General features: G+C 63.0%; 22 protein-coding genes. 13 read left to right on the forward strand and 9 right to left on the reverse strand.

Annotated elements, in window-relative coordinates; translation table 11 throughout:
* The first annotated feature begins 15 nt into the window (after nucleotides 1–15).
* The 3 genes from ABOC32_RS08145 (at nucleotide 16) to ABOC32_RS08155 (ending at nucleotide 2,930) form a co-directional block, all read left to right on the forward strand.
* On the forward strand, nucleotides 16–501 hold the full coding sequence (locus tag ABOC32_RS08145; RefSeq protein ID WP_426810678.1) for a YajQ family cyclic di-GMP-binding protein: 486 nt from the start codon (nucleotides 16–18) through the stop codon (nucleotides 499–501).
* A gap of 114 nt (nucleotides 502–615) precedes the next feature.
* Nucleotides 616–1,458 (forward strand): mechanosensitive ion channel family protein, encoded by an 843-nt coding sequence (locus ABOC32_RS08150; protein WP_234227685.1) that lies wholly within the window; start codon nucleotides 616–618, stop codon nucleotides 1,456–1,458.
* A gap of 227 nt (nucleotides 1,459–1,685) precedes the next feature.
* On the forward strand, nucleotides 1,686–2,930 hold the full coding sequence (locus ABOC32_RS08155) for an MFS transporter (RefSeq protein WP_426810679.1): 1,245 nt from the start codon (nucleotides 1,686–1,688) through the stop codon (nucleotides 2,928–2,930).
* Nucleotides 2,931–3,065: 135 nt separating this feature from the next.
* On the opposite strand, the gene ABOC32_RS08160 is transcribed toward ABOC32_RS08155, so the two are convergent.
* Complete coding sequence (locus ABOC32_RS08160; protein ID WP_016498066.1) at nucleotides 3,066–4,613, reverse strand: AmpG family muropeptide MFS transporter; 1,548 nt, start codon at nucleotides 4,611–4,613, stop codon at nucleotides 3,066–3,068.
* A gap of 43 nt (nucleotides 4,614–4,656) precedes the next feature.
* A complete protein-coding gene (locus tag ABOC32_RS08165; RefSeq protein ID WP_426810680.1) occupies nucleotides 4,657–5,010 on the reverse strand; it encodes an MGMT family protein in 354 nt (117 codons plus the stop codon).
* 152 nt (nucleotides 5,011–5,162) lie between these two features.
* On the opposite strand from ABOC32_RS08165, the gene ABOC32_RS08170 reads away from it, so the two are divergent.
* From ABOC32_RS08170 to groL, 5 genes are all read left to right on the forward strand, one after another.
* Entirely contained in the window at nucleotides 5,163–6,173 is a 1,011-nt protein-coding gene (locus ABOC32_RS08170; protein WP_426810681.1) for a DUF481 domain-containing protein, read from the forward strand.
* Between the two features lie 202 nt (nucleotides 6,174–6,375).
* A complete protein-coding gene (locus ABOC32_RS08175) occupies nucleotides 6,376–7,107 on the forward strand; it encodes a HugZ family protein (RefSeq protein ID WP_019473888.1) in 732 nt (243 codons plus the stop codon).
* A 65-nt stretch (nucleotides 7,108–7,172) separates the two neighbouring features.
* Complete coding sequence (locus ABOC32_RS08180; RefSeq protein WP_086975413.1) at nucleotides 7,173–7,634, forward strand: FxsA family protein; 462 nt, start codon at nucleotides 7,173–7,175, stop codon at nucleotides 7,632–7,634.
* 243 nt (nucleotides 7,635–7,877) lie between these two features.
* Nucleotides 7,878–8,171 carry a co-chaperone GroES gene (locus ABOC32_RS08185; protein ID WP_003260750.1) on the forward strand — a complete coding sequence of 98 codons (294 nt, stop codon included), beginning with the start codon at nucleotides 7,878–7,880 and terminating at the stop codon, nucleotides 8,169–8,171.
* Between the two features lie 48 nt (nucleotides 8,172–8,219).
* Nucleotides 8,220–9,863, forward strand: coding sequence for a chaperonin GroEL (gene groL / locus ABOC32_RS08190; RefSeq protein ID WP_016498071.1), 1,644 nt, complete (start codon nucleotides 8,220–8,222; stop codon nucleotides 9,861–9,863).
* Between the two features lie 187 nt (nucleotides 9,864–10,050).
* Here the strand turns inward: groL and ABOC32_RS08195 are convergent, their stop codons facing one another.
* A complete protein-coding gene (locus tag ABOC32_RS08195; RefSeq protein ID WP_426810682.1) occupies nucleotides 10,051–10,779 on the reverse strand; it encodes a phosphatase PAP2 family protein in 729 nt (242 codons plus the stop codon).
* Between the two features lie 183 nt (nucleotides 10,780–10,962).
* On the opposite strand from ABOC32_RS08195, the gene colR reads away from it, so the two are divergent.
* The 5 genes from colR (at nucleotide 10,963) to ABOC32_RS08220 (ending at nucleotide 14,673) form a co-directional block, all read left to right on the forward strand.
* Nucleotides 10,963–11,646 carry a two-component system response regulator ColR gene (gene colR, locus ABOC32_RS08200; protein WP_016488935.1) on the forward strand — a complete coding sequence of 228 codons (684 nt, stop codon included), beginning with the start codon at nucleotides 10,963–10,965 and terminating at the stop codon, nucleotides 11,644–11,646.
* A complete protein-coding gene (locus ABOC32_RS08205) occupies nucleotides 11,636–12,946 on the forward strand; it encodes a sensor histidine kinase (RefSeq protein ID WP_086975417.1) in 1,311 nt (436 codons plus the stop codon). Before colR ends, ABOC32_RS08205 begins: the two co-directional genes overlap by 11 nt.
* 108 nt (nucleotides 12,947–13,054) lie before the next feature.
* Nucleotides 13,055–13,735 carry a class I SAM-dependent methyltransferase gene (locus ABOC32_RS08210; protein WP_426810683.1) on the forward strand — a complete coding sequence of 227 codons (681 nt, stop codon included), beginning with the start codon at nucleotides 13,055–13,057 and terminating at the stop codon, nucleotides 13,733–13,735.
* 6 nt (nucleotides 13,736–13,741) lie between these two features.
* Nucleotides 13,742–14,440: a lipopolysaccharide kinase InaA family protein gene (locus ABOC32_RS08215; protein ID WP_016498075.1), complete on the forward strand. Its 699-nt coding sequence runs from the start codon at nucleotides 13,742–13,744 to the stop codon at nucleotides 14,438–14,440.
* Nucleotides 14,440–14,673, forward strand: a complete 234-nt coding sequence (locus ABOC32_RS08220) for a hypothetical protein (protein ID WP_016498076.1) — start codon at nucleotides 14,440–14,442, stop codon at nucleotides 14,671–14,673. Before ABOC32_RS08215 ends, ABOC32_RS08220 begins: the two co-directional genes overlap by 1 nt.
* A gap of 169 nt (nucleotides 14,674–14,842) precedes the next feature.
* Here the strand turns inward: ABOC32_RS08220 and ABOC32_RS08225 are convergent, their stop codons facing one another.
* From ABOC32_RS08225 to ABOC32_RS08250, 6 genes are all read right to left on the reverse strand, one after another.
* Nucleotides 14,843–17,887 (reverse strand): multidrug efflux RND transporter permease subunit, encoded by a 3,045-nt coding sequence (locus tag ABOC32_RS08225; RefSeq protein ID WP_426810684.1) that lies wholly within the window; start codon nucleotides 17,885–17,887, stop codon nucleotides 14,843–14,845.
* Nucleotides 17,888–17,899: 12 nt separating this feature from the next.
* Nucleotides 17,900–19,048: an efflux RND transporter periplasmic adaptor subunit gene (locus ABOC32_RS08230; RefSeq protein WP_426810685.1), complete on the reverse strand. Its 1,149-nt coding sequence runs from the start codon at nucleotides 19,046–19,048 to the stop codon at nucleotides 17,900–17,902.
* 218 nt (nucleotides 19,049–19,266) lie between these two features.
* Nucleotides 19,267–20,364: a DUF1513 domain-containing protein gene (locus tag ABOC32_RS08235; RefSeq protein ID WP_426810686.1), complete on the reverse strand. Its 1,098-nt coding sequence runs from the start codon at nucleotides 20,362–20,364 to the stop codon at nucleotides 19,267–19,269.
* A gap of 2 nt (nucleotides 20,365–20,366) precedes the next feature.
* Nucleotides 20,367–21,431: an imelysin family protein gene (locus tag ABOC32_RS08240; protein WP_234227672.1), complete on the reverse strand. Its 1,065-nt coding sequence runs from the start codon at nucleotides 21,429–21,431 to the stop codon at nucleotides 20,367–20,369.
* 20 nt (nucleotides 21,432–21,451) lie between these two features.
* Complete coding sequence (locus ABOC32_RS08245) at nucleotides 21,452–22,879, reverse strand: di-heme oxidoredictase family protein (RefSeq protein ID WP_426810687.1); 1,428 nt, start codon at nucleotides 22,877–22,879, stop codon at nucleotides 21,452–21,454.
* 279 nt (nucleotides 22,880–23,158) lie between these two features.
* Nucleotides 23,159–24,493: an imelysin family protein gene (locus ABOC32_RS08250; protein ID WP_426810688.1), complete on the reverse strand. Its 1,335-nt coding sequence runs from the start codon at nucleotides 24,491–24,493 to the stop codon at nucleotides 23,159–23,161.
* Between the last annotated feature and the right edge of the window lie 56 nt (nucleotides 24,494–24,549).

Raw genomic sequence — 24,549 nt, forward strand, 5'->3', positions numbered from 1 at the left:
TTTTGGAGAACAACCATGCCTTCGTTCGACGTGGTATCGGAACTGGACAAGCACGAAGTGCAGAACGCCGTTGATAACGCCATCAAGGAACTTGATCGCCGTTACGACCTGAAGGGCAAGGGCACCTTCGAGTTCAAGGACAAGGATCAGACCGTTCTGCTTACCGCCGAGGAAGAGTTCCAGCTCGAAGCGATGCTGGAGATCCTGCGCCTGGCGCTCGTCAAGCGCAAGATCGACGTGAAATGCCTGGAAACCAAGGACCCGTACCCTTCCGGCAAGGAAAAGAAGCAGGAAGCCAAGTTCCGCGAAGGCATCGACAAGGACCTGGCGAAAAAGATCGTTGCCACCATCAAGGATGGCAAGCTGAAAGTACAGGCCGCCATCCAGGGCGAGCAGGTGCGTGTAACCGGCAAGAAGCGTGACGACCTGCAGGAAGCCATTGCCCTGCTGCGCACCAAGGAATTCGACATGCCGCTGCAGTTCAACAACTTCCGCGACTGATGCAGGGACCGCCCGGAACCCCAATGGCCTAATGATGTCCATGGGGTCCATGGCCGGTGAAATGCCTGCGGCCAGTTTTACCGAGTACATGCCGTTCGGCATCAGGAGATGAACATGGATTTGAACGCTGAAGTCGATCAGCTGGTCCGCCAATCGCAAACCTGGATCCCTTTGATCATGGAATACGGCAGCCGTGTGCTGCTGGCGCTGCTGACCCTGGCGGTCGGCTGGTGGATCATCAACAGGGTCAGCGCCCGCCTCGGCAAGCTGGTTGGCCTGCGCAACGCCGACCTGGCGCTGCAGGGCTTCATCAGCACCCTGGCGAACATCGTGCTGAAGGTGCTGCTGATGGTCAGCGTGGCATCGATGATCGGCATCGAGACCACTTCGTTCGTCGCCGCAATCGGTGCCGCTGGCCTGGCCATCGGCCTGGCCTTGCAGGGCAGCCTGGCGAACTTCGCCGGCGGTGTGCTGATTCTGATGTTCCGCCCGTTCCGCATCGGTGACTGGATCGAAGCGCAGGGTGTGTCCGGTACTGTAGACAGCATCCAGATCTTCCACACCGTGTTGCGTACCGGTGACAACAAGACGGTGATCATGCCTAACGGCAGCCTGTCCAACGGCATCATCACCAACACCAACCGCCAGCCGACGCGCAAGGTGGTGTTCGACGTGGGCGTGGACTACGAGGCCGACCTGCAAAAGGCCCGCAACGTGTTGCTGGAGCTGGCCAAGGACCCGCGTGTTCTGCCAGACCCGGCACCGCAGGCGGTCGTGGCGACGCTGGGCGACAGCTCGATTACCGTCTCGCTGCGTTTGTGGACCAAGACGTCCGATTACTGGGACGTGATGTTCATGCTCAACGAGCATGCGCGTGACCGGTTGAAGGCCGAAGGGATCGACATTCCGTTTCCGCAGCGGGTGATCCGTGTGGTGCAGGAGACTGCAGCGCAGTAATTCCGTCGTGTGGCCGGGGCCGCTTTGCGCCCCTTCGCGGGCTTGCCCGCTCCCACAGGTCAAGCGCCGAACCCGAGAACGGTGCAGGACTTGTGGGAGCGGGCAAGCCCGCGAAGGGGCGCAGCGCGGCCCCGGCTTTTCCAGCCCTATTTACACTTGTTCACAGCAAACCCTGGCCATTTCTGGCATATAGCCTGACCCCACCTGCCACACCCGATACCCCCATCATGAAACCACTGCTGTACATCACCCCCCTGCGCGCCTTGCTGTTCGGCCTGACCCTGGCCCTGTTCGAGCTGCTCACCTACCTGGCCAGCGACGCCGTCATGCCGGCCATGCCGGTGGTGGTCGGCGACCTGAACGCCAGCCCCGAATACATTCCCCATGCCCTCAACCTGTACCTGCTGGGGGGCGTGGTACTGCAATGGTTGATCGGCCCGTTGGCCGACCGTTATGGGCGGCGCCCGCTGCTGCTGGTTGGCTGCGCATTCTTCGGCCTGGCTTGCCTGGCCAGCTTCTGGGCCCACGACATTGGCCTGTTCAACCTGCTGCGTCTGCTGCAGGGCATCGGCCTGGGCTTTGTGGTCACCGTCAGCTATCCCGCCCTGAACGAAGCCTTCAGCGAGGCTGACGCCGTGCGCATGATGGCCTTGCTGGCCAACATCGCCTTGCTGTCACCGCTGCTCGGGCCGCTGGTGGGCACCTTGCTGCTGCAGTGGCTGGACTGGCGCTGGCTGTTCGTGGCCTTTGCCATCGGCGCAGTGCTGGTCTGGGGGCTGTTGTACCGCCTGATGCCGGAAACCCTTGGTGTGGAACGCCGAGACGGCTCGCGCCTGGCGTTCACGCCGATTCACCTGATGCCACTGCTGGCAGGTTACGCACAGTTGCTGGCCAACCGCCGCTTTGTCGCTGGCAGCGCTGCCTTGGGCCTGGTCGGTTTGCCGTTGATTGGCTGGATCGGCCTGTCGCCGGTGTTGCTCATCCACGATGAGGGGCTGAGCACGATGGCGTACGCCTTGTGGCAGCTGCCGGTGTTTGGCGGGCTGATTCTCGGTAACCTGATCATCAACCGCATCGCCGACCGCTACCCGCTGCCGGCCCTGGTGCGGGGTGCGCTGTGGCCCTACCTGGCCGGCCTGTGCCTGATGGTGCTGGCGACCTGGTACTGGCCGAGCGTTACCAGTGTGGTGGCGGGCATGTCGCTGTACGCGCTGGGGCTGGGTGTGGCCAACGCGGTGCTGTACCGCATGACGCTGTTCTCCAGCGAGCAGAGCAAAGGCCTGGTCTCGGCCATGCTGGGGATGATCACCATTGCCTTGCTGGGGTTGGGCGGGGCGGTGCTGGCGATGATCGGCGCCGGGGCCAGCTTGTTGCACTTTGCCTTGGCGGCTGGTGTGGCGGGGGCTTTGGCGTTGTGGCCGCTGTGGTTTGTCGTAGGTGGGCGGCCTGATGAGGGGGCTGTTGCTCAGTAATCCTTGATTGCCTGTACCGGCCTCTTCGCAGCGCAAGGCTGCTCCTACAAGCACATCACAGGTTCTGAACGCTGTGGTGTACCTGTAGGAGCAGCCTTGTGCTGCGAAGAGGCCGGTACAGGCTATAGAAGCCTCTCAGGGCCGCTCGGCCGCTGAACTATCCTCTGCCACCGGCGTACCCCGGCCAGCCTCCTGACGCCACTGCAGGGCGATCAGAATCAGCGTAGGCACGCCGAGCAATGCGGTGATCAGGAAGAAGTCGTGGTAGCCGAACTTCTCCACCATCACCCCTGAATACCCGCCGATCAGCCGCGGCAACAGCAGCATGATCGAGCTGAGCAGCGCGTACTGCGTCGCCGAGAACTTCAGGTTGGTCAGGCTCGACAGGTAGGCCACAAAGGCCGACGTGGCCATGCCGGAGCTGAAGTTGTCCAGCGAGATGGTCACCACCAGCATTTCCAGGTTCGGCCCCATGTCGGCCAGCATCAGGAACAGGATGTTGGTGCCGGCCGAGGCCACACCGCCGATGAACAGGATCGGCATGATGCCGAAGCGCACGATCAGCAGCCCGCCGACCCCGGCGCCGACCAGGGTCATGATCAGGCCGAAGATCTTGCTGACACTGGCGATCTGGTCCTTGGTGAAGCCCATGTCGATGTAGAACACGTTGGCCATCACGCCCATCACGGTGTCCGACATGCGATACGTGGCGATCAGGCCAAGCAGCAGCAGGGCCTGCCAGCGGTAGCGGGTGATGAAGTCGTTGACCGGGGTCAGCACCGGGGCCAGGCCGCGGCGGCCCAGGCTGGACAGGCACGCCCAGCTCAGCAGCACATAGAGGATCAGGCGCAGGAAGGCGCGGTCTTCCAGTAGCAGGTCGAGCGGTGTGGCATCACCGGAAATGACGCTGGACCAGCCGGTATTGAACATCTGGGTAAAGCTGGCCGGTACCGACACCAGCAGGATGATCAGCACGAACACCGACGCCAGCTGGTGCACCAGGCCATAGCGGGCTGCCGACAACTGGGTGCGCATCGGCACTGGCGGCTCGCGCATGACCAGCGTGGTGAACAGGGCGGGCAGCATCATCACCCCGAACATCACATAGGTGCCGGCCCAGGCTTTGTGCAGGTAGCTGAAACCGGTGGAGCCGAACCACTCGGCGAAGAACAGTGCGCCGGCCGTTGCGAGCAACGCAGCCACCCGGTAGCCGGCCATGTAGCTGGCGGCAAGCGCGGCCTGGCGTTGGTCGTCGGCGATTTCCAGGCGATAGGCGTCGACGGCGATATCCTGGGTGGCAGAGGCGAACGCTACGAGTACCGCCATGGCGATCAACCACGACAGATGCTGTTGCGGGTCGCACAGGCTCATGCCCACCAGCCCGACCACCACCAGCGCTTGCGACAGCAGCAACCACGAACGCCGGCGCCCCAGGCCGCCGAGCAGCGGCAGGCGCCATTGGTCGAGCAGCGGCGACCACACCCACTTGAAGGCGTAGGCCAGGCCGATCAGGCTGGCATAACCAATGGTCTCGCGGGCAACGCCGGCTTCGCGCAACCACACGGACAGGGTCGAGAACACCAGCATGTAGGGCAGGCCGGCGGCGAAACCAAGCAGCAAAAGTACCAAGGTTGACGGGCTGGCATAGGCAGCAAGCGCAGCGCGCCAGGTTTTACGGGGCATGGGCCAACATCTGCCTCAAGTTTGCGAAAACAAAGCGCGCACTCTAACCGCTGTGCTCCATTGGGCGCCAGCCATGGCGCGTCATATCCACACGATTGTTGGTTACATTCACACCCTCCGCGCGCAGTCGCGCTCGTTGTTCATCCCCTGATCGGGTGCCCAGTCCAAGGCTCAACCGACCACCCGCGCCGAGCACCCGGTGCCAAGGCAGGCGTGTGTCCGCAGGCAACTGACCGAGCGTTCGCCCAACCCAGCGCGCCGCACGGCCAAGCCCCGCCAGTTCGGCCAGTTGGCCATAACTGACCACCTTGCCCGGCGGGACCTGCCCCAATACTGAATATAGCGCCGTTCGTCGGCCCTCGGCGGAATCAAGCACGTGCTCATATCCATCAGACATCACGCCCCCCTTGGGCTGTAGATGAAACCGGACCGGAGGTGAGGGCAAATGAGAGTTGAACTCAATGGCATGTGCTCGGTCTGTCCTTGCTCTGGTCGTCGGTATCTGGATAATGCCCGGCTTTTTTGTCAAATCGAACCCGTAGTCCGCCTATGTATTCTAGATCCTTGTTGTGCCTGCTAGCTGCTTCCTTGTGTGCCTCCCCGGTGTTGGCCGATACCGTGTGGATGAAGAACGGTGACCGGCTTAGCGGCAAGATCAAAGTCTTCGACGGCGGCAAGCTGCTGTTGGAAACCCCCTATGGCGGGTCCATCGCGCTGGACTGGAAACAGGTCCAGACCTTGGAAAGCGACCAGGAAATGCTGGTCAAGCAAGACGCCTACACCGGTGAAAAAGCCAAGTCCCTGAAAGCTGCCGAGCCTGGCAAGGTAACCCTGGCCAATGGCGAAGCGCCCAAGACCGTGGAGCTGGCCAGCATCGAGCAGATCATGAAGCCCAGGCCCCTGGTGGAGGACTTCGTGTGGAAAGGCAACGTCGATGTGGCGCTGGACTACAAGCGCGCCGAGAACGACACCGACGATTACGACGTAGGCTTCAAGACCACCGCCCGCCATGGCCGCTGGCGGCACAATGCCGAAGGCGAATACAACCGCGAGACCAAGGACGACGTCACCACCACCGACAACTGGAGCGCCGAGTACGCCCTGGACCGCTTCATCACCGAGAAGTGGTTCTGGCAGGGGCGTGCGGAATACAAGCGTGACCGCATCGAAGACCTGGCCCGCCAGCGCACTGTCGGTACCGGCCCGGGTTACCAGTTCTGGGACGATGAGCTGGGGGCGTTCTCGCTGGGTTCGCTGATCAACCGCACCGACTTCGAATACCAGGACGGCGGCAAGGACAACTTCTATTCCGCAGCGGTGAAGTGGGATTACACCCGTTACCTGATCGGCAAGAACGTGCAGCTGTTCACCAACGGCGAGTTCGCCAAGCCGCTGGGCGGCGTGGCCGACTACTCGCTGGATGCCGAGGTTGGCCTGCGCTACAAGGTCACCGAGTGGGCCTCGCTCAACCTCAAGGCGGAGAAGGACATCATCACCGGTACGCGTGAAAGTGACCTGGACAAGACCCGCTACACCGCAGGGTTCGGCGTTACCTGGTAAGGCGTTTTGCGCAAACTCCTGTAGGAGCAGCCTTGTGCTGCGAAAGGGCCGGCCCGGCAAACTGCATTCTGTGAGGCTGATGGCCTCTTCGCAGCACAAGGCTGCTCCTACAGGCGATTGGATGCACATGCAGGTTAGTGGCACAGCTAGCTGATAATGCTTATCTTGTCATCCATCCAGTCTGCCGCCAGGAGCGCTCTCAGTGAGTACCAATGCCATCCGCCCAGCCCGGGAACTGCTGCTCAAGGAATACCGCGGCGTGCTCTCGACCCATTCCAAGTCGATGCCCGGCTACCCGTTCGGCTCGGTCGTGCCGTATTGTCTCGATGCCAACGGCAACCCGCTGATCCTCATCAGCCGCATCGCCCAACACACCCACAACCTGCAGAAAGACCCCAAGTGCTCGCTGCTGGTGGGTGAGCGTGAGGCCGAAGATGTGCAGGCCGTAGGGCGCCTGACCGTGATGGCCGAAGCGCACAAGCTGGTCGACGAGGCCGCTGTCGAAGCGGCTGCCGAGCGCTACTACCGCTATTTCCCGGACGCCGCCAACTACCACAAGGCCCACGACTTCGACTTCTGGGTGCTGCAGCCAGTACGTCACCGCTACATTGGTGGCTTTGGCGCGATCCACTGGCTCGACCAGGTGACCTTGGCCAACCCGTTCGCCGGCAAGGCGGAGGCGAGCATGGTCGAACACATGAACAGCGATCACGCCAACGCCATTGCTCACTACGTCGAACTGACCGACCTGCCACGGCATGCACCGGCGCAGATGGCTGGGGTGGACAGCGAAGGCATGCACCTGCGCATCGGTCAGGCCGTGCACTGGTTGCCTTTTCCGGCTACTTGCAACACGCCGACACAAGTCCGGGAAGCCTTGGTATTGCTGGCTCGGGCCGACCAATGGCCGGTTGCGACGCAAGTCGAGGGTTGAAATCCGGAGCGCCGGCATCCATTTGAGGTCTTATTGGAAGGTTATCTTCCGTCGAGGAACCCTTGATGCGTGCTTTTCTACTGCTGTTTCTGATTTTTCCTGTGCTGGAGCTTTTCGTCTTCGTCAAGGTCAGCGCGGCAATCGGTTTCTTCCCGGCACTGCTGCTGATCATCGCTGGCTCCGCCCTGGGTGTGCTGGTGATGCGGGTGGCCGGCCTGGCCACCGCACTGCGCGCCCGTGAAAGCCTGCAGCGCGGCGAGTTGCCTGCCGAGGACATGTTCCAGGGCATGATGCTGGCCGTCGGTGGCGGCCTGCTGCTGCTGCCAGGCTTCATCAGCGACGTGCTGGGCCTGCTGTGCCTGCTGCCGTTCACCCGCCGGCTGGCCGCGCGCAAGATGCGCGAGCGTGCCGAGGCCCAGGCCATGCGCCAGCGAGCCTTTCAGGATGACCCGTTCCAGGCGCAGCCGCGTGAGGGTGGCCACCGTCCAAACGTGATCGAAGGCGAGTACGAGCGCCGCGACAAGTAAAACCCCCGGGGCCGCGCAAGCGGCCCCGGTCTTTTTCAGCCGGATCAAAAATTTTGTCTATCAAGCCTTGTAATTGAATATGGCGGCCTCATGTATGTGGTCACCGCAAGGTTTCTGGTGGCAACGCCAGACATGACACAGGTGGTTCGCCCATTGCGGGCCACCTCCCGGCTACGCCGGACAGCATCAACCCGCCGGTGTCGATACCGGCCGATGAAAACCACAATTTGGGAGAGATCGACAATGAAGCTTCGTCCTCTGCATGACCGCGTCGTTATCCGCCGCAGCGAAGAAGAATCGAAAACCGCTGGCGGTATCGTCCTGCCGGGTTCGGCCGCTGAAAAACCAAACCGCGGCGAAGTTGTTGCCGTCGGCACCGGTCGCATCCTGGACAACGGCGAAGTTCGCGCGCTGGCCGTGAAAGTGGGTGACAAAGTGGTATTCGGCCCTTACTCGGGCAGCAACACCGTGAAAGTCGATGGCGAAGACCTGCTGGTCATGGCCGAGAACGAAATCCTCGCCGTCATCGAAGGCTGATTTCCCCGACTTCCCGTTACTCCAAAGAATTCCAAGGATTAAACGATCATGGCTGCTAAAGACGTAAAGTTCGGCGATTCCGCTCGTAAGAAAATGCTGGTTGGCGTCAACGTTCTGGCTGACGCGGTAAAAGCGACCCTGGGCCCGAAAGGCCGTAACGTGGTACTGGCCAAGAGCTTCGGCGCGCCAACCATCACCAAGGACGGCGTTTCCGTCGCCAAAGAAATCGAGCTGAAAGACGCCTTCGAAAACATGGGCGCCCAGCTGGTCAAGGAAGTGGCTTCCAAGGCCAACGACGCTGCCGGTGACGGCACCACCACCGCTACCGTTCTGGCTCAGGCCATCGTCAACGAAGGCCTGAAAGCCGTCGCTGCCGGCATGAACCCGATGGACCTGAAGCGCGGCATCGACAAGGCTACCGCCGCTGTTGTCGCCGAGCTGAAGAACCTGTCCAAGCCATGCGCCGACTCCAAGGCCATCGCCCAGGTAGGCACCATCTCCGCCAACTCTGACGATTCCATCGGCAACATCATTGCCGAAGCCATGGAAAAAGTCGGTAAAGAAGGCGTGATCACCGTTGAAGAAGGCTCGGGCCTGGACAACGAACTGTCCGTCGTAGAAGGCATGCAGTTCGACCGTGGCTACCTGTCGCCATACTTCGTCAACAAGCCGGACACCATGGTTGCCGAGCTGGAAGGCCCGCTGCTGCTGCTGGTCGACAAGAAGATCTCCAACATCCGTGAGCTGCTGCCAGTTCTGGAAGCCGTTGCCAAGGCCGGCCGCCCACTGCTGATCGTTGCCGAGGACGTTGAAGGTGAAGCGCTGGCTACCCTGGTAGTCAACAACATGCGCGGCATCGTCAAGGTTGCAGCGGTCAAGGCTCCAGGCTTCGGCGACCGCCGCAAGGCCATGCTGCAGGACATCGCTGTCCTGACCGGCGGCCAGGTCATCTCCGAAGAAATCGGCCTGTCCCTGGAAACCGCTACCCTGGAGCACCTGGGTAACGCCAAGCGCGTCATCCTGTCCAAGGAAAACACCACCATCATCGACGGCGCTGGCGTTGAAGATGACATCCAGGCTCGCGTCAAGCAGATCCGTGCCCAGATCGAAGAGACTTCCTCGGACTACGACCGTGAGAAGCTGCAAGAGCGTCTGGCCAAGCTGGCTGGCGGTGTTGCCGTGATCAAGGTCGGTGCCGGCACCGAAGTTGAAATGAAAGAGAAGAAAGCCCGCGTTGAAGACGCCCTGCACGCTACCCGTGCAGCCGTTGAAGAAGGCGTGGTGCCTGGCGGTGGTGTTGCCCTGGTTCGCGCCCTGAACGCGATCGTTGACCTGAAAGGCGACAACGAAGACCAGAACGTCGGTATCGCCCTGCTGCGTCGCGCTGTTGAAGCGCCACTGCGCCAGATCACTGCCAACGCCGGCGACGAGCCAAGCGTTGTCGCTGACAAGGTCAAGCAAGGTTCGGGTAACTTCGGTTACAACGCTGCTACCGGCGAATACGGCGACATGATCGAGATGGGCATCCTGGACCCAGCCAAGGTCACCCGTTCGGCCCTGCAAGCTGCTGCTTCGATCGGCGGTCTGATGATCACCACCGAAGCCATGATTGCTGACGCTCCGAGCGAAGCCCCAGCTGGCGGCGGCATGCCAGACATGGGCGGCATGGGTGGCATGGGCGGCATGATGTAAGCCAGCCTTACCCCCTGCACCATCAAAAAGCCCCGGTTCGTGAGAACCGGGGCTTTTTTTGTTTTCCTGTTGCGGCCTCTTCGCAGCACAAGGCTGCTCCTACAGGGATCGCGTACAGTCCCGCACCGACGCGTACCCTTGTAGGAGCAGCCTTGTGCTGCGAATGGGCCGCAAAGCGGCCCCTCTGTCAGGCGACGCTACGTTCGACAGCTGGCGCTTCCACCACGCCCCGGCGATACAGAACCAGGTAATACGACCCCAACCCGATCAACCAGCAGAACACCGCCGTCCACACGTTGTGCGACAGGAAGTGCGCGCCCTGCATCATCCTGCCTACCGACAGCACCGACCCCGCTATCAACGCCACCCCAAACGCCACCTGTGCCAGACGCGGCTTGCGATCACGCAACATGAAGAACAGGCCGAACAGGCAGAACCCGGTCGCTGCATGCCCACCCGGCCAGCACAGCCCGGCCTTGTCGGTAGCTGGCCGTGGCTCCAGCAGCTTGCTGTAGGTTTCCGTGCCGCCAAACTGGGTCAGGCTCCACGGGCACTGCACCTGGGTGACCTTTTTCAGCGGCGTGACAAACGCCGTGGACAGCCCCAGTGCCAGCACCAGGCAGCCCAGCTCGCGGCGCCAGCCGAACAGGCGCTTCCAGAAGAAACTGGCGGCAAACGTCAGCAGCGACAACACCCCCAGCAAGATCACCCCCTGTTTGACCCGGTCGTGCAGGATGTTTTCCAGCAAGTAGCTGTGGCGGCCAATGAACTGCCCGGCAGCGGGGTCGAAGAACAGCTTGGCCACATCCATGTCGACCGAAGTCAGCTCCAGCAGGATCAAGGCCAGCGCGGTCGCCAAGGGGATGCCCAGGTACAGCCAGTAGTTGATTGGGCGAGGGCGGGTTCGTTGCTGCATGACGGCTCCAGGGCACGAAAAAGATCGGGCATTGTCGGCTGCCCGCTATCCTGTGTCCGTGAAGGATCAGTGAAAAAACCGTCAAGTGCGGTGAATTTCTCCGGGGGCTGGCACCGTGCAGGCATAGGCCTTAAGCTGCGCCTGCCGCGCACCACAGCGAGAAGCGCCGCACAGGAGAAACCGATGCGCATTCTTTTGGTTGAAGACAACCGCGATATCCTGGCCAACCTGGCCGATTACCTGGGCATGAAGGGCTACACCGTCGACTGCGCCCAGGATGGCTTGTCCGGCCTGCACCTGGCTGCCACCGAACACTACGACCTGATCGTGCTGGACATCATGCTGCCCGGCATCGATGGCTACACCCTGTGCAAGCGCCTGCGTGAAGACGCCCGCCGCGACACGCCGGTGATCATGCTTACCGCCCGCGACCAGCTGGACGACCGCCTGCAAGGCTTCCGCTCCGGTGCCGACGACTACCTGCTCAAGCCGTTCGCCCTGTCGGAGCTGGCGGCGCGCATCGAAGCGGTGCTGCGCCGTGCCCAGGGCGGCGGGCGCCGTACGCTGCAGGTGTCCGACCTCAGCTACGACCTCGACACCCTGGAGGTTACCCGTCAGGGCCGCCTGCTCAAGCTCAACCCGGTCGGCCTCAAGCTGCTGGCAGTGCTGATGCAGAAAAGCCCGCACGTGCTGCGCCGCGAAGTGCTGGAAGAAGCCTTGTGGGGCGACGATTGCCCCGACAGCGACAGCCTGCGCAGCCATGTGCACCAGCTGCGCCAGGTGATCGACAAACCGTTTGAGAAACCGTTGCTGCATACCGTCCATGGCGTCGGCTATCGCCTCGCCGAGGGCCGCGATGGAGTTTAAGCAAAGCCTTGCCCAGCGCATCATCATCGCCTTTGCCTTGATGAGCGCGCTGGTGGCCGGGGCGTTCGCCTTCGGCATCGTTGCCACTGTGCACCTGGTCGAAGAGCGGTTGATTTCCTCGGTATTGGGCGGTGACCTGCAGCGCCTGCTACGCATGGACAGCGTCGGTGACTGGAGCCACCGGCCCCGTCCCGATCAGCTGTTCTACTTCAGCGGCGGGCGTGACGACTTCGAGCTGCCCAAGGACCTGCGCCACCTCGACCGCGGCTTCCATGAGGTATTTCGCGACCAGCTGTCGTACCACGCCATGGTCGAGATCGTCGATGGCCGCCGGTATGTGCTGCTGCAGGACCAGAGCGACTTCGAAGAGCGTGAGCGGGTGCTGTTCGCGGTGGTCGTGGTGGGCTTCGTGCTCAGCCTGGTGCTGGCCGTCATCCTCGGCTGGCTGGTGGCGCGCCGGGTGATGGCGCCGGTGATCCGCCTGGCCCGCCAGGTGCGTCACCGCGACCAGCTGCTGGGCCTGGCCCCGCCGTTGGCACCGGACTATGCCGCGGACGAAGTCGGCCAGCTGGCAGTGGCCTTCGATGACACCCTGGGCCGCCTGCGCGACGCGCTGACCCGCGAGCGGCTGTTCACCAGTGACGTCAGCCATGAGCTGCGTACACCGTTGATGGTGCTGGCAACCTCCTGCGAACTGCTGATGGAAAACCCCAACCTCGACACCCGCGCGCGCAGCCAGGTGGAGCGGGTGGCGCGGGCCACGGAAGAAATGCGCGAACTGGTCAAGACGTTCCTGATGCTGGCGCGGGCGCAGCGTGACGAGGGCGCGGTGGCCTCGCAGGCGACCCTTCGCGAAGTGGCCGATGAACTGATCGGCGTGTGGCGCGACACCATCGAGCAGAAGGGCCTTACCCTGTACTTCGATGGCCGCATCAGTGCGAGCCCGGTGCTGTACAACGCCACGTTCCTGCAATCGGTGATGGGCAACCTGCTGCGCAATGCTGCGCACTACACAGACGGCGGCTATATCCGCCTGAGCCTTGAAGCCAACGGCTTCAGTGTGGAGGACAGCGGCGTAGGCATCCCCGAAGAGCAGCGCGAAGCGATGTTCAAGCCGTTCGTACGCGGCGATGAACGGCGAGGCGAGGGCCTGGGGCTTGGGCTTTCGCTGGTGCAGCGGATCTGTGATGACCAGGGCTGGCGCGTTACCCTCACGTCCACCTTGCCGCATGGGTGCCGCTTCCAGGTCGACCTGAGCAATACCGCGGCCAAAGGCGACCTGGACGGCATGGCCGAGTAATGGTTTGTAACAGGTCAATTGGCGCGCAACATTTTTTTCACATTGGCATGACCTGATTCCAACGCTTGTTTACCTAAGGTGAGCGGCACTGGAGTCAGGAGATGCCCAATGCGTAGCCCCATCAAGCTTGAATTTTCCGAGAAGTACGACAAAGACCATGCCCGTGAGTACTTTCTCAAGCACCAGGACGGCCTGGCGCGACGCCTTTCCCACAAGCGAGATGAGCAATTGGCGCGTCGCGCCCTGGCATTGGCTGGCGAGCCTGGCCTGGTACTGGACCTGCCCTGCGGTGCCGGCCGCTTCTGGCCGCTGCTGGCAGAAAAACCCAACCGGGTCATCATCGGCGCCGACAACTCCGAAGCGATGATCGAGACAGCGTGCGCCGCGCAACCGCCAGAAGTGGTGGCGCGGGTACGCCCTTTGCAGACTTCTGCGTTTGCCATCGACCTGCCGGACAACTCGGTGGACAGCATTTTCTGTATGCGCCTGTTCCACCACATTGGCGAATCTGCCCACAGAAAGACCATTCTTTCGGAATTTCAGCGGGTTAGCCGTGATAGTGTGATTCTGTCACTGTGGGTGGATGGCAACTTCAAGGCGTGGCGCCGGAAAAAACTGGAAGAGCGTCGCAGTGCCAAGGCCGAACAGGACAATTACCAGAACCGTTTCGTGTTACCGGCCGAAACGGTCGAAGAAGAATTCAGGGCCGCAGGCTTCAGAATCCAGGAACGCCTCGACTTCCTGCCGTTCTATGCCATGTGGCGGGTTTACGTATTGCGTAAGGGGTAGTGTTTGATGGCTGTAGCCCAGAAAGGGGAGTCGCGGTTCGATTTTTACTGGCGCCAGCAAGGCGAGTGGGTCGAGGAACCTAACCAGCGCCGTGGTGGCGAAAGTGGTGTGCAACGCCTCAACGATGCCAATGGCAAGCTGCTGTATGCCAAGCGTCAGGTCGGGCATATCTACCGCAGCCTGCTGCACCCTTTTGGCCGGCCGACCGTATTGCGTGAACTCGATGCACTGAACAGCTTCGAGCAACTGGGCGTGCGTGTACCGCGCATCGTCTTCTGTGGTGCCGAACGCGATGCCGACCACCAGTGGCGTGCGCTGCTGGTGAGCGAAGCACTGGACGGCTTTATCGAGCTCGACAACTGGCATGCCGAAGGTGCCCGTGAGCGTTATCCGCAGGTGGTGCATGAGCGCATGCTCAAGGACCTGGCGGACAACCTGGCGCGCATGCACCTGGGGCACTGGCAGCACGGTTGCCTGTATGGCAAGCACGTATTCATCAAGGTGATTGGCGAAGGCGAGCAAGCGCGCGTCGAAGTGGCGCTGCTGGACCTGGAAAAGTGCCGGCGGCGTATCAGCTGCCAGCGTGCGGCAGGTAACGACCTGCGCCAGCTGCGCCGCCATTCGTCGCTCAATGACGCGGAATGGCAGACGCTGCTCTACTTTTACAAGATGGCGTTTGGCAGCGCTGTCAAAGGGTTAGGGTAATGAAACTAGAAATAGCTCGAGCTTTGTTCCTGGTAGCAGGCCTGGCGGTGACCACCGTGGCGGTGGCTGCGTGGGAAGAGCCGAGGCCGACCGTGTTCAGCAAGGCTGAGATGGCCGACCAGTGCGCGTTGCCGCGGGAAGCGAAACCGCAGCAGCAGGCACAGGTCGCGCCGGACCAGGACCTTTTGCTGTTCCTGTTCGGCCTGCGTCAAGGGTTGCGGCCATTTGGTTGAACCCGGTGTGAGCTAGAAACGCCAGAGGCCCCGCAATCGCGGGGCCTCTGGCATTTTTGTGCCTGTCTCGCCGGCCTCTTCGCGGGCTTGCCCGCTCCCACAGGTACTGCACCCGTTTCAGAGGCGGTGCCCTACCTGTGGGAGCGGGCAAGCCCGCGAAGAGGCAGGTTCAGGCTATGGCAGGCTCCTTGGCTTTCGTCTTGTGTGCCAACAGGGTGTAGATACAGGGCAGCACAAACAAGGTAAACAGCGTGCCAATCGACATTCCGGTGGCAATCACCGTCCCGATGTCAAAACGGCTGACCGCCCCGGCGCCGGTCGCCAGAATCAGCGGCACCATGCCGAACACCATCGCCGCCGTTGTCATCAGCACCGGCCGCAGGCGAATCGCCGCCGCTTCCTCGATCGCCTCGCGCACGCTCAGGCCGCGTTCCTCACGCAGCTGGTTGGCGAACTCGACGATGAGGATGCCGTGCTTGCTGATCAGCCCGATCAACGTCACCAGCCCGACCTGGGTGTAGATGTTCATGCTCGATATGCCCAGGAACAGCGGCAGCAGCGCCCCGCAGATCGACAACGGCACCGTCACCAGGATCACCAACGGGTCGCGGAAGCTTTCGAACTGTGCTGCCAGCACCAGGAAGATGATCGCCAGTGCCAGGCCGAATGTAACCCACAGCGCGCTGCCTTCCTGAACGTACTGGCGGGCCACGCCGGCGTAGTCGAAGGCGAAGCCTTCCGGGGCCTCTTCGCGGGCGATGTCCTGCACCGTCTTCAGCGCTTCGCCCAGGCTGACCATGGGCACGCCCTGGATGATCGCCGAGTTCAACTGCTGAAACTGGTTGAGCTGGCGCGGGCGGGCGCGGTCGGTGAGGGTGATCAGGGTCGACAGCGGCAGCAGTTGGCCCTGGTCGTTCTTCACGTAGTAGTTGTTCAGCCAGCCGGGGTTGTCACGGTACAGCCGCTCGACCTGGGCTATCACCTTGTAGCTGCGTCCTTCCAGGGTGAACCGGTTGATTTCCGCCTCGCCCAGCAAGGTTGCCAGCGTGCCGCCCAAGGCGTCCATCGACACTCCCATCTGCGCCGCCTTGGCCCGGTCGATATCGACCACCACTTCGGGCTTGTCGAAGGCCAGGTCGATGTCGAGGAAGGCGAACTTGCCCGATTCCTGGGCACGCGTCTTGATGCGCTGGGCCACTTCCAGCAGTGCCGGGTAGTCGCCGGCGGTATTGATCACGAACTGGAACGGCAAGCCCTCACCGGTGCCGGGCAGTGAGGGCAGGTTGAAGCCGAAAATCTGCAGGCCGCCGATTTCTTCCAGTTTGGCCTGCACCAGTGGCAACAGCTCCATCTGCGTGCGCTCGCGTTCGTTCCAGGGTTTGAGCAGGAAGCCGCCAATACCCGTCTGCACGCCATTGAAGCCGTTGATCTGGAACGATGAGTAGTATTCGGGGAAGGCCTTGAACAGCGGCGTGAACTGGTCGGTATAGGCGTTGAGGTAATCGAGGTTGGCCGGCTGCGGCGAGCTGCTCATCATGAAGATCACGCCCTGGTCCTCATTGGGCGCCAGTTCGTTCTGGGTGAACTTGAGCAGCACCGGGATCAGGCACAGGATGATCACGGCAAACACCAACACCACCGGCCGGCTGTCGAGGGTGGCGTGCAGCAGGCGCTGGTAGCGCACCTTCAGGCGCTCGAAGATCTGGTCCAGGCGATGGGCCAGGCCGCTGGGGTTCTGCTCCTGCCGCAGCAGCAGGGCGCACATCATCGGTGAAAGGGTGAGGGCTACAATGCCGGAGATCACCACTGCCCCGGCCAAGGTCAGGGCGAACTCCTTGAACAACGCCCCTGTGAGCCCGGTGAGGAAGCCGATGGGGGCATACACGGCGGCCAGGGTGATGGTCATCGACACCACCGGCATGGCGATCTCGCGGGCGCCCTCAAGGGCCGCATCGAACGGCGACTTGCCTTCTTCCATGTGCCGGTGGATGTTCTCCACCACGACAATGGCATCGTCCACCACCAGGCCGATGGCCAGGACCATGGCCAGCAGGGTCAGCAGGTTGAGCGAGTAGCCCATCATCTGCATGAAGAACAGCACGCCGATCATCGACAGCGGAATGGTCACCACCGGGATCAGCACCGAGCGCAGCGCCCCGAGAAACAGGAACACCACCACGATGACGATCAGCACCGCTTCGCCGAGGGTCTTGATCACTTCGTCGATGGAGGCCTGGATGAACAGCGTGGCGTCGTAGGCGATCGACACCTTCAGCGCCGAGGGCAGCTGGCTTTCCAGCTCGGGCATGATGCGCCGCACTTCCTTGATCACGTCCAGCGGGTTGGAGGCCGGGGTGGCCTTTATACCGATATACACCGATGGCGTGCCGTCGAACGAGCTGACCGTGTCGTAGTTTTCTGCGCCCATCTCTACCCGCGCCACATCGCCCAGCAGCACGCGGCTGTCACCGCTGGTCTTGACCGGCAAGGCGGCGAACGCTTCGGCCGACTTCAGCTCGGTACTGGCGTTGATACTGGTGACCACGTATTCGCCTTTTACCTCACCGGCAGCAGAGAGGAAGTTGTAGCGGCGTACGGCATTGGTCACGTCGGTGGCCGACAGGCCGAAGCCGGCCAGCTTCACCGGGTCGATCCAGATACGCATGGCAAACACCTGGTTGCCGAGAATCTCCGCCTCGGCCATGCCTGGCAACGTGGCCAGCTTGGGCTGGATGACCCGTGACAGGTAGTCGGTGATTTGCGGGTTGCTCATTTCCTTGCTGTAGAAGCTGACGTACATCAGCGCCGAGGCATCGGCGGCCTCCTTGCTCAGCACCGGGTCTTCGGAGTCCTGAGGGAGTTTGTTGCGCACTTCGTTGGCCTTGGCCAGCAGCTCGGTGAACAGCCGGTCGCTGTCGGCGCCGATGCGCGCGTAGATGGAAATGATCGAGAAGTTCTGCCGGCTCACCGAGGTCATGTAGTCGATGCCTTCGGCGCTGGCCAGGCTTTGCTGCAGCGGCTGGGTGATGTAGCCCTGGATCGTCTCGGCGTTGGCCCCGGGGTAAGCGGTGGTTACCGTGATCAGGGCGTTTTCCATTTGTGGGTACTGGCGGATCTGCAGCTTGTTCCAGGCCTGGAAGCCCAGCAGCAGGATCAGCAGGCTGACCACGCTGGCCAGTACCGGGCGACGGATGAACGGATCGGTAAACGCCATGCCAGCCTCCTGTCAGTCCTTGCCCGGCGCGCCCTGTTCGGGCTTGAGGGCTTTGTCCTGGCCGATGCGGATCGCGGCGCCCGGGGTGAGCTTCAGTTGCCCGGCGGTAACCACCTGTTCGCCGGCTTGCAGGCCCTTGCTGACCACCACCACGCCGTCGCGGCGCTCGCCGGTCTGCACCGTGCGTTGTTCGGCGACCAGGTGGGGTTGGCCCTTGTCGTCGGTTTCCGGCTTGCCGTCCTTGTCCTTCTTCGGCGCGGCGACGTACACCGAGTTGCCGTACAGGGTGTAGGTAATGGCGCTTTCCGGCACTACCACTTGCGGTTGCGGGTTGGGCAGCAGGATCAGCAGGTTGGCGAACATGCCTGGCAGCAGCTTGCCGTCGGGGTTGGCCAAGGTGGCACGCACCAGCAGGTTGCGCGTGGTTTCTTCGACCTTGGGGTTGATGGCGCTGAGGCTGGCGGGGAAGGTCTGGCCCGGGTAGGCGGCTACCTGCAACAGCACCTGCTGGCCCAGGCTCAACTTCGGCAGGGCCTGTTCCGGTACGTTGAAGTCCACGTACAGGCTGGAGGTGTCCTGCAGGGTGGCGATCATCGTGCCGGCGGCCAGGTACTGGCCGATGTCCACCTGGCGGATGCCGATGGTGCCGCTGAACGGGGCGTTGATGCTCTTCTTGATCTTCTGCGCCTTGAGCTGCTCGACCACCGCCTGGTTTCGGCGGTACTGGGAGCTAAGGCGATCGAACTCGCCCCGGGAGATGGCCGAGTCGCCGACCAGTTGGCTGCCACGACCAAAATCGACCTTGGCCAGGCCCAGGTCGGCCTGGGCGGTGCCAAGCAGGGCCGTTTCCTGGTCGTCGTTGAGTTGCAGCAGCAGTTGCCCGGCCTTGACCTGCTGGCCCGAGTCGAAGTGCAGGGCTTTGACGATACCTTCCACCTCCAGGCTCAGTTCCACGCCCTGCAATGCCTTGAGGCTGCCGACGGCGGGCAGGCGCTCTTGCCACTGGCGCTGTTCGGCCAAGGCTGCCGCTACGGTGATGGGCGGCTTGGGGGCAGTGAACATCTGGATCTGCTGGTAGATCGAGAAAGCCTTGTAGCCCCCCAGGGCCAGCACGATCAGCAGAACCACGGCCAACATGATCAGCATGCGGCGGCGCAGCATAGGTCCGGTTCCTTGGATACGGTTGTTATTAGCCTGGACACGACAACGGGCGATCCTGCCCACGTGTGGATGGGGGAAGTATTGACTGTTTTTCGGGAGGAGGGAGGTGAAATGCCTGTGCCGGCCCTTTCGCGGCTAAAGCCGCTCCCACAGGGACCGTGTAGAACCCTGTGGGAGCGGCTTTAGCCGCGAAAGGGCCAGTGCATGCAGCCGAAAAATCAGACGAGATGCAGGTGGTTGTCCCAGAAGCCGGACGGCAGGTTCATCGGTTGCCCGACCAGTTCGGCCTTGCGGCAATCGTAGAACCGGCAACGGCCCTGCCCGGAGGTGACGACAAAACCGTTTTTCACCGCGCCAACCCCCGCGCAATCAGGCATGGGTGCATCCAGCCGCACCGCGCCGCTGTCCAGGTCCCAGACAAACAGGCGGTTGGCCCGTGGCGCGGTCAGTGCCACCAGGCGCAGTTCGCTGTGGATGGCGACGCTGGCGGTGTACTGGGCCATGGCCTGCAACTGCCGCTCTGGCACCGGGAAGGCCTTGAACGGCTCGCCCGGGCGCTTGATCGCCAGCAGCTCGGCCGTTTCATCGGCATCGCCCATGAACTGCTGGCAGGCGGCGATGGTGCCATCGCTGCCCACCGCCAGGTGGCGCACGCTGTTCATCTGCTGGGCCAGGGTTTCCTTGCTCAACAGGGTGCCGTCGCGCTGCATCAGCACCAGGCTCGGCTGCATGGCGTCAAGGTTCATCTCCACCCGGCTTTCGGCTTCGGTGCGAATGCCGCCGTTGGCCACGATCAGCGTCTCGCCGTCCGGCAGCCAGGCCACTTCGTGCGGGCCGATGCCGTGGGTCGGGATCTCGCCGGTGTGTACCAGGCGTTCACCTTCGAAACGGTACACGCCGAGCACGCCCCGACCCGGGTCGGTGGTGTCGTTCTCGGTGGCATACAGCCATTCGCCGCCTTTGTGCACCACGGCGTGGCCGTAGAAGTGCCGGTTCGGCTGCGAGACCACCGTTTGCAGCAGGCGCCCGTCGCGCAAGTCGACCAGGTAGCTTTCGGTACCGGGGCGACGGGCGACGAACAGGGCGATCGGCTGCTCGGGGTGGTGGATGATGGCATGGCAACGCTGGGCGACCTGGGTGCTGAACACCTGGGTGCCGTCCAGGCGGAAACCGACGGCATAGTGCTTGCCGTCGCCGTCGTCACGCGCCGAGAGCAGCAAGGGTTCGCTGCCTTTGTTGCGGAACAGGCTCCAGCCGCCCAGGGTGAGGGCGCTGAGCAATACGCTACCGATTTTGAGTGCCTGGCGTCGCAGCATGATCAGTCACCGTCGTTGGCATTGAAGCCCAGCTGGATGTTCAACGCCTTGGCCAGTTCGCCTTCGTGCAGGCGGTGGACGGCGTTGAGGCTGTCGTAGATCTGGTTGAGGGTTTGCTGACCAGCGTCGTCGGCCAGCAGCTCGCCCAGGGACTTCTGGTTGTCGGCCAGCAGTTTGAGCGAGGTAGCGTAGGCGGCGTCGATCTTGTCCGCCAGCGCTTTCTGATCGCTGGGCAGCAGGCCGCGCAAGCCCTGGTTGTCGACCCCGACCCAAACGGTTTCGGCAGCCTTGAGGGTGGCCTCCAGGCTCTTCAACGAGTTGTGGCTGCGCCAGGCTTCGGCCTGCAGCGGCTGCGGGATGCCCTTGCTTTGGCGACCCATCGGCGCACCCAGCTTCTTCTTCAGGGTGTCCAGGGCGGTGACCTGGGAGCGCAGCAGGTCTGCGATGGCCTCGTGGGAATCGGCGTAGCGCTGGTTCGGGAACTTGGTCATCTGCGAAAGCATGCCGTCGGTGCTGTTCCAGCTCTTGAGGATGTCCTCGGCCAGCACCTTCTGGTGCTCACCGATGGCCACCAGCAGCGGGCAGTAGCGGGCTTTCTGCTCGGCCGTGGCGATGTCCGGCTTGCTGTCGAACAGGATGTACTCGTAGGCCGACAGGCCACGGACCACCACGCTGGCCTTGCCCAGGGAAGCGGCGTCGACCGGCTTGTCGCCGTTGACCAGCTGTTCGACCTGACGGCCGACCAGGTTCTTCTTGTCGGGCCAGAACTGTACCTGCCAGGCGCGGTTGCCTTCGGCCAGCGGGCCGACCAGCAGCGGCTGCAGCTCGGCCCAGGCCTTTTGCGCGTTGAGGAAGTCGGCGCGGGCCTTTTCCAGGTCTTGCTTGCCTTCGCAATAGGCCAGGGCGCTGGCGGCCAGCGTGCGGTCAGCTTCGACCCAGCGGCTGTAGGTAGGCAGGATGACCTGCTTGGCGATGGCAGCGGAGGTCACTGCTTGCGGGTCCTGCGGCGAGCAGGCACCGAGGGCGAGTGCGGCGAGGCTGGTGAACAACAGTTTGGGTCGGAACATGCCCGGCTCCTTTGCGCGTTTTAAAGTGAGTTCAGGAACGCCAGCAACGCGGCGCGTTGCTCGGCATTGAAAGTGAGTACGAAGTTGCGTGCCGCCTCGGCTTCGCCACCGTGCCAGAGCACGGCTTCAAGCAGGTTGCGGGCGCGGCCGTCGTGCAGGAACTGGCTGTGGCCGCTGACCGTTTCGTTCAGGCCAACGCCCCACAGTGGCGGGGTACGCCAGTCCTGGCCGTTGGCGGCGAATTCGGTGCGCTCGTCGGCCAGCCCCGGGCCCATGTCATGCAGCAGCAGGTCGGTGTAAGGGCGGATGACCTGGTTGGCCAGCTCTGGCTCGGCGGCATCGGCGGCGGTGGTGAACTGCGGGGTGTGGCAGCCCTGGCAGCCGGCCTGGTAGAACAGGTTCTTGCCCGCCAGCACCTGCGGCGCGTTCACATCGCGGCGGGCCGGTACGGCCAGGTTGCGGGTGTAGAAGGTGACCAGGCGCAGGATGTTGTCGCTGACTTCCTTCTCGCCATCGGCGCCGTCGCCGTTGGGTGCGGCCAGGCAGTCGGCCTGGGCCGGGGTGCAATCGTCCTTGGGCTGCAGGGTACTGGTCAGGCCCATGTCGCCGGCGAAGGCGTGCACATTCTGCTGGTTGACGTTGGGCTGCCCGGCCTTCCAGCCAAAGCGGCCGACCACGGTCTTGCCCAAGGCGTCGTCCCAGACGCGGTTGGCCCGCCCGCGAATGCCGTCGCGGTTGTGGTCGTCCGGGTCTTCGTTGGCCAGCAGGTCGGCTTCGGGGATGGCTTCGAGCAGGCCCAGGCCGATCATCGGCGGTGCCACCCGAGCCGAAAAGCGGGTGTCGGGGTGCATCACGCCATAGCCGAGCTGGGTAATCTGCAGGGTTGGCTTGCGCAGCTCGACCTGGTGGCCGTCCTTGAACGACACGGTTTGCTGGGTGTAGCTCACCCGCACCTTGCCTTCTGGCGCCACGCCGGGGATGGCCATGTCCTGCAACTGGGTGCCGTATACCGGCTCCGGCACCACGCCGAGGCGCTCGATGACCTTGGCCAGGTAAGGCTGGTCGGGGATCGACAGGCGTACCAGCATGCCCACCGCGTTGCTGTCACCCGGCTCTGGCGGGTGGCCACGGCCATCGCGCACATGGCAGTTCTGGCAGGCGTTGGTGTTGAACAGCGGGCCCAGGCCATCACGTGCGGTGGTGGTGGACGGGGCGATCACCCAGGGGTTGCGGAAGAAGCTGTTGCCCACGGCGAAGTCCAGGCGCCGCTCGGGCGAGAGGTTGGCCGAGGGCAGGGAATAAGCATTGCGGTCGCTGCGCTGCACGGTCGCCTTGCCACCCGACAACGCTTCGCCGGGCTCGGCCTGGGTGAAACGCGGGGCGTCGTCACAGGCGGCGAGGGCAAGGGTCAGCAGCAGGAGGGAGAGTCGGGACAGCGACGAGGACATGCAAAATCCTGGGCGTGGACGAAAAACCGGCGTGCAAGCTTAGCAGGCCAGCGTTTTTTGAATAAGAGCAATTTGCAATTGCTTGGGTGAAAAGGATGTGAAATGCCAGCATCTTCATGTGCTGCACCGGCCTCTTCGCGGGTAAACCCGCTCCCACAGGTACTGCGCCCCACTTGAAGCTTGAGGCGCACCTGTGGGAGCGGGTTTACCCGCGAAGAGGCCAGAAGCAAAAAAGGCGACCCGAAGGCCGCCTCTTTTCAAACACCTGTTACAGCAGGATCAGAATTCGTGATCTGCGGTATCCGGGTTCAGGTTGGCAATACCCAGTTTGCCTGCCGCCTGCTCGATCGCACCGGTCTGCTTGACCAGGGCGGCGATGGCGTCACGCACGATCTGGTTGCCGGCCGCGTTGTCGGCGGCGATCAGCTGGTCGTAGTGCTCGCCTTTGAGGGCGTGGTCGACGATCACCTGGATCTTGGCTTCGGTGGCTTCCAGGTCGGCCTTGAGGGTGGCGTCAGCGGCCGGGTCAGCCTTGGCGACCAGCGACGACAGGCTCGGGCCGGTCACCTTGGTGCCGTCCGGGCGGGTGTACTCGCCCAGGTAGACGTTGCGGATGCCTTTGGCGTCATAGAAGTGCGAGTAGTGGGTGTTGTCGCTGAAGCAGTCCTGCTCGTCTTCCGGCGAGTTGGCTTCCAGCGAAACCTTCATGCGCTCGCCAGCCAGCTCGCCCAGCGACAGGCTGCCCATGCCGAACAGCATCTTGCGCAGGCCGTCGTTGACAGGCTCGGCTTCCAGCGTGGCACGGTAGTTGTCGGCGACGTTCGGCGCCCAGTTGCCGACCATCTCTTCGAGGTCCTTGACCAGCAGGTCGGTGACCGCTTTCAGGTAGGCACGGCGGCGATCGTTGTGGCCGCCAGTGGCGCCCTGGCCTTCCAGGTAGTCCGACGCAGGGCGATTACCCGCGCCTGGGCCGGTGCCGTTCAGGTCCTGGCCCCAGAGCAGGAACTCGATGGCGTGGTAGCCGGTGGCGACGTTGGCTTCAGAACCGCCCAGTTCGTTCAGGCTGGCCAGCTTCTCGGGGGTGATGTCCTTGACGTCGACCTTCTCTTCGCCCACCTGGATCTCGGTGTTGGCGATGATGTTGGCGCCGGCGGCCGGGTTGCCCAAGGCGTGCTCGTAGCTCTTGTCGACGTAGTCGATCAGGCCTTCGTCCAGCGGCCAGGCGTTCACCTGGCCTTCCCAGTCGTCGATGATGGTGTTGCCGAAGCGGAAGGCCTCGGTCTGCAGGTACGGTACGCGCGAGGCGAACCAGGCTTCCTTGGCGGCCTTCAGGGTTTCGTCGTTAGGCTTGGCCAGGAACGCGTCGACTGCGGTCTGCAGGGCCTTGGCGGTGCTCAGCGAGTCGCTGTACACGGCGTAGACCATTTCGGCGTAGTGCTTGACCACGGCTTTGCCGGCGGCTTCGTCGACAGCCCCTGGCGCAGCAGCGGTGGTGCTGGCAGCAGCAGGTGCCTGTGCTTGCGGCGCGGCGGCTTTGTCGTCCTTTTCACCGCAACCGGCGAGAGCGATGGCAATGGCCAGCAGACTGGCGGAGGCCAGAGGCATTCGAATCATTATTGGTTTTCCTGCGTCGTGTGGTTGGACCAAGGGGTGGACCGTGCGCCGTGGCA

This window comes from Pseudomonas sp. WOUb67 (genome assembly GCF_050058005.1).
GTDB lineage: Bacteria > Pseudomonadota > Gammaproteobacteria > Pseudomonadales > Pseudomonadaceae > Aquipseudomonas > Aquipseudomonas putida_R.

Coding starts and splice junctions, on each gene's coding strand:
- ABOC32_RS08250 (WP_426810688.1), bottom strand. CDS start 24,493: ATGATTCGAATGCCTCTGGCCTCCGCCAGTCTGCTGGCCATTGCCATC.
- ABOC32_RS08155 (WP_426810679.1), top strand. CDS start 1,686: ATGAAACCACTGCTGTACATCACCCCCCTGCGCGCCTTGCTGTTCGGC.
- ABOC32_RS08245 (WP_426810687.1), bottom strand. CDS start 22,879: ATGTCCTCGTCGCTGTCCCGACTCTCCCTCCTGCTGCTGACCCTTGCC.
- ABOC32_RS08215 (WP_016498075.1), top strand. CDS start 13,742: ATGGCTGTAGCCCAGAAAGGGGAGTCGCGGTTCGATTTTTACTGGCGC.
- ABOC32_RS08210 (WP_426810683.1), top strand. CDS start 13,055: ATGCGTAGCCCCATCAAGCTTGAATTTTCCGAGAAGTACGACAAAGAC.
- groL (WP_016498071.1), top strand. CDS start 8,220: ATGGCTGCTAAAGACGTAAAGTTCGGCGATTCCGCTCGTAAGAAAATG.
- ABOC32_RS08160 (WP_016498066.1), bottom strand. CDS start 4,613: ATGCCCCGTAAAACCTGGCGCGCTGCGCTTGCTGCCTATGCCAGCCCG.
- ABOC32_RS08230 (WP_426810685.1), bottom strand. CDS start 19,048: ATGCTGCGCCGCCGCATGCTGATCATGTTGGCCGTGGTTCTGCTGATC.
- ABOC32_RS08180 (WP_086975413.1), top strand. CDS start 7,173: ATGCGTGCTTTTCTACTGCTGTTTCTGATTTTTCCTGTGCTGGAGCTT.
- ABOC32_RS08235 (WP_426810686.1), bottom strand. CDS start 20,364: ATGCTGCGACGCCAGGCACTCAAAATCGGTAGCGTATTGCTCAGCGCC.
- ABOC32_RS08170 (WP_426810681.1), top strand. CDS start 5,163: ATGTATTCTAGATCCTTGTTGTGCCTGCTAGCTGCTTCCTTGTGTGCC.
- ABOC32_RS08205 (WP_086975417.1), top strand. CDS start 11,636: ATGGAGTTTAAGCAAAGCCTTGCCCAGCGCATCATCATCGCCTTTGCC.
- ABOC32_RS08240 (WP_234227672.1), bottom strand. CDS start 21,431: ATGTTCCGACCCAAACTGTTGTTCACCAGCCTCGCCGCACTCGCCCTC.
- ABOC32_RS08145 (WP_426810678.1), top strand. CDS start 16: ATGCCTTCGTTCGACGTGGTATCGGAACTGGACAAGCACGAAGTGCAG.
- colR (WP_016488935.1), top strand. CDS start 10,963: ATGCGCATTCTTTTGGTTGAAGACAACCGCGATATCCTGGCCAACCTG.
- ABOC32_RS08150 (WP_234227685.1), top strand. CDS start 616: ATGGATTTGAACGCTGAAGTCGATCAGCTGGTCCGCCAATCGCAAACC.
- ABOC32_RS08220 (WP_016498076.1), top strand. CDS start 14,440: ATGAAACTAGAAATAGCTCGAGCTTTGTTCCTGGTAGCAGGCCTGGCG.
- ABOC32_RS08165 (WP_426810680.1), bottom strand. CDS start 5,010: ATGTCTGATGGATATGAGCACGTGCTTGATTCCGCCGAGGGCCGACGA.
- ABOC32_RS08225 (WP_426810684.1), bottom strand. CDS start 17,887: ATGGCGTTTACCGATCCGTTCATCCGTCGCCCGGTACTGGCCAGCGTG.
- ABOC32_RS08195 (WP_426810682.1), bottom strand. CDS start 10,779: ATGCAGCAACGAACCCGCCCTCGCCCAATCAACTACTGGCTGTACCTG.
- ABOC32_RS08185 (WP_003260750.1), top strand. CDS start 7,878: ATGAAGCTTCGTCCTCTGCATGACCGCGTCGTTATCCGCCGCAGCGAA.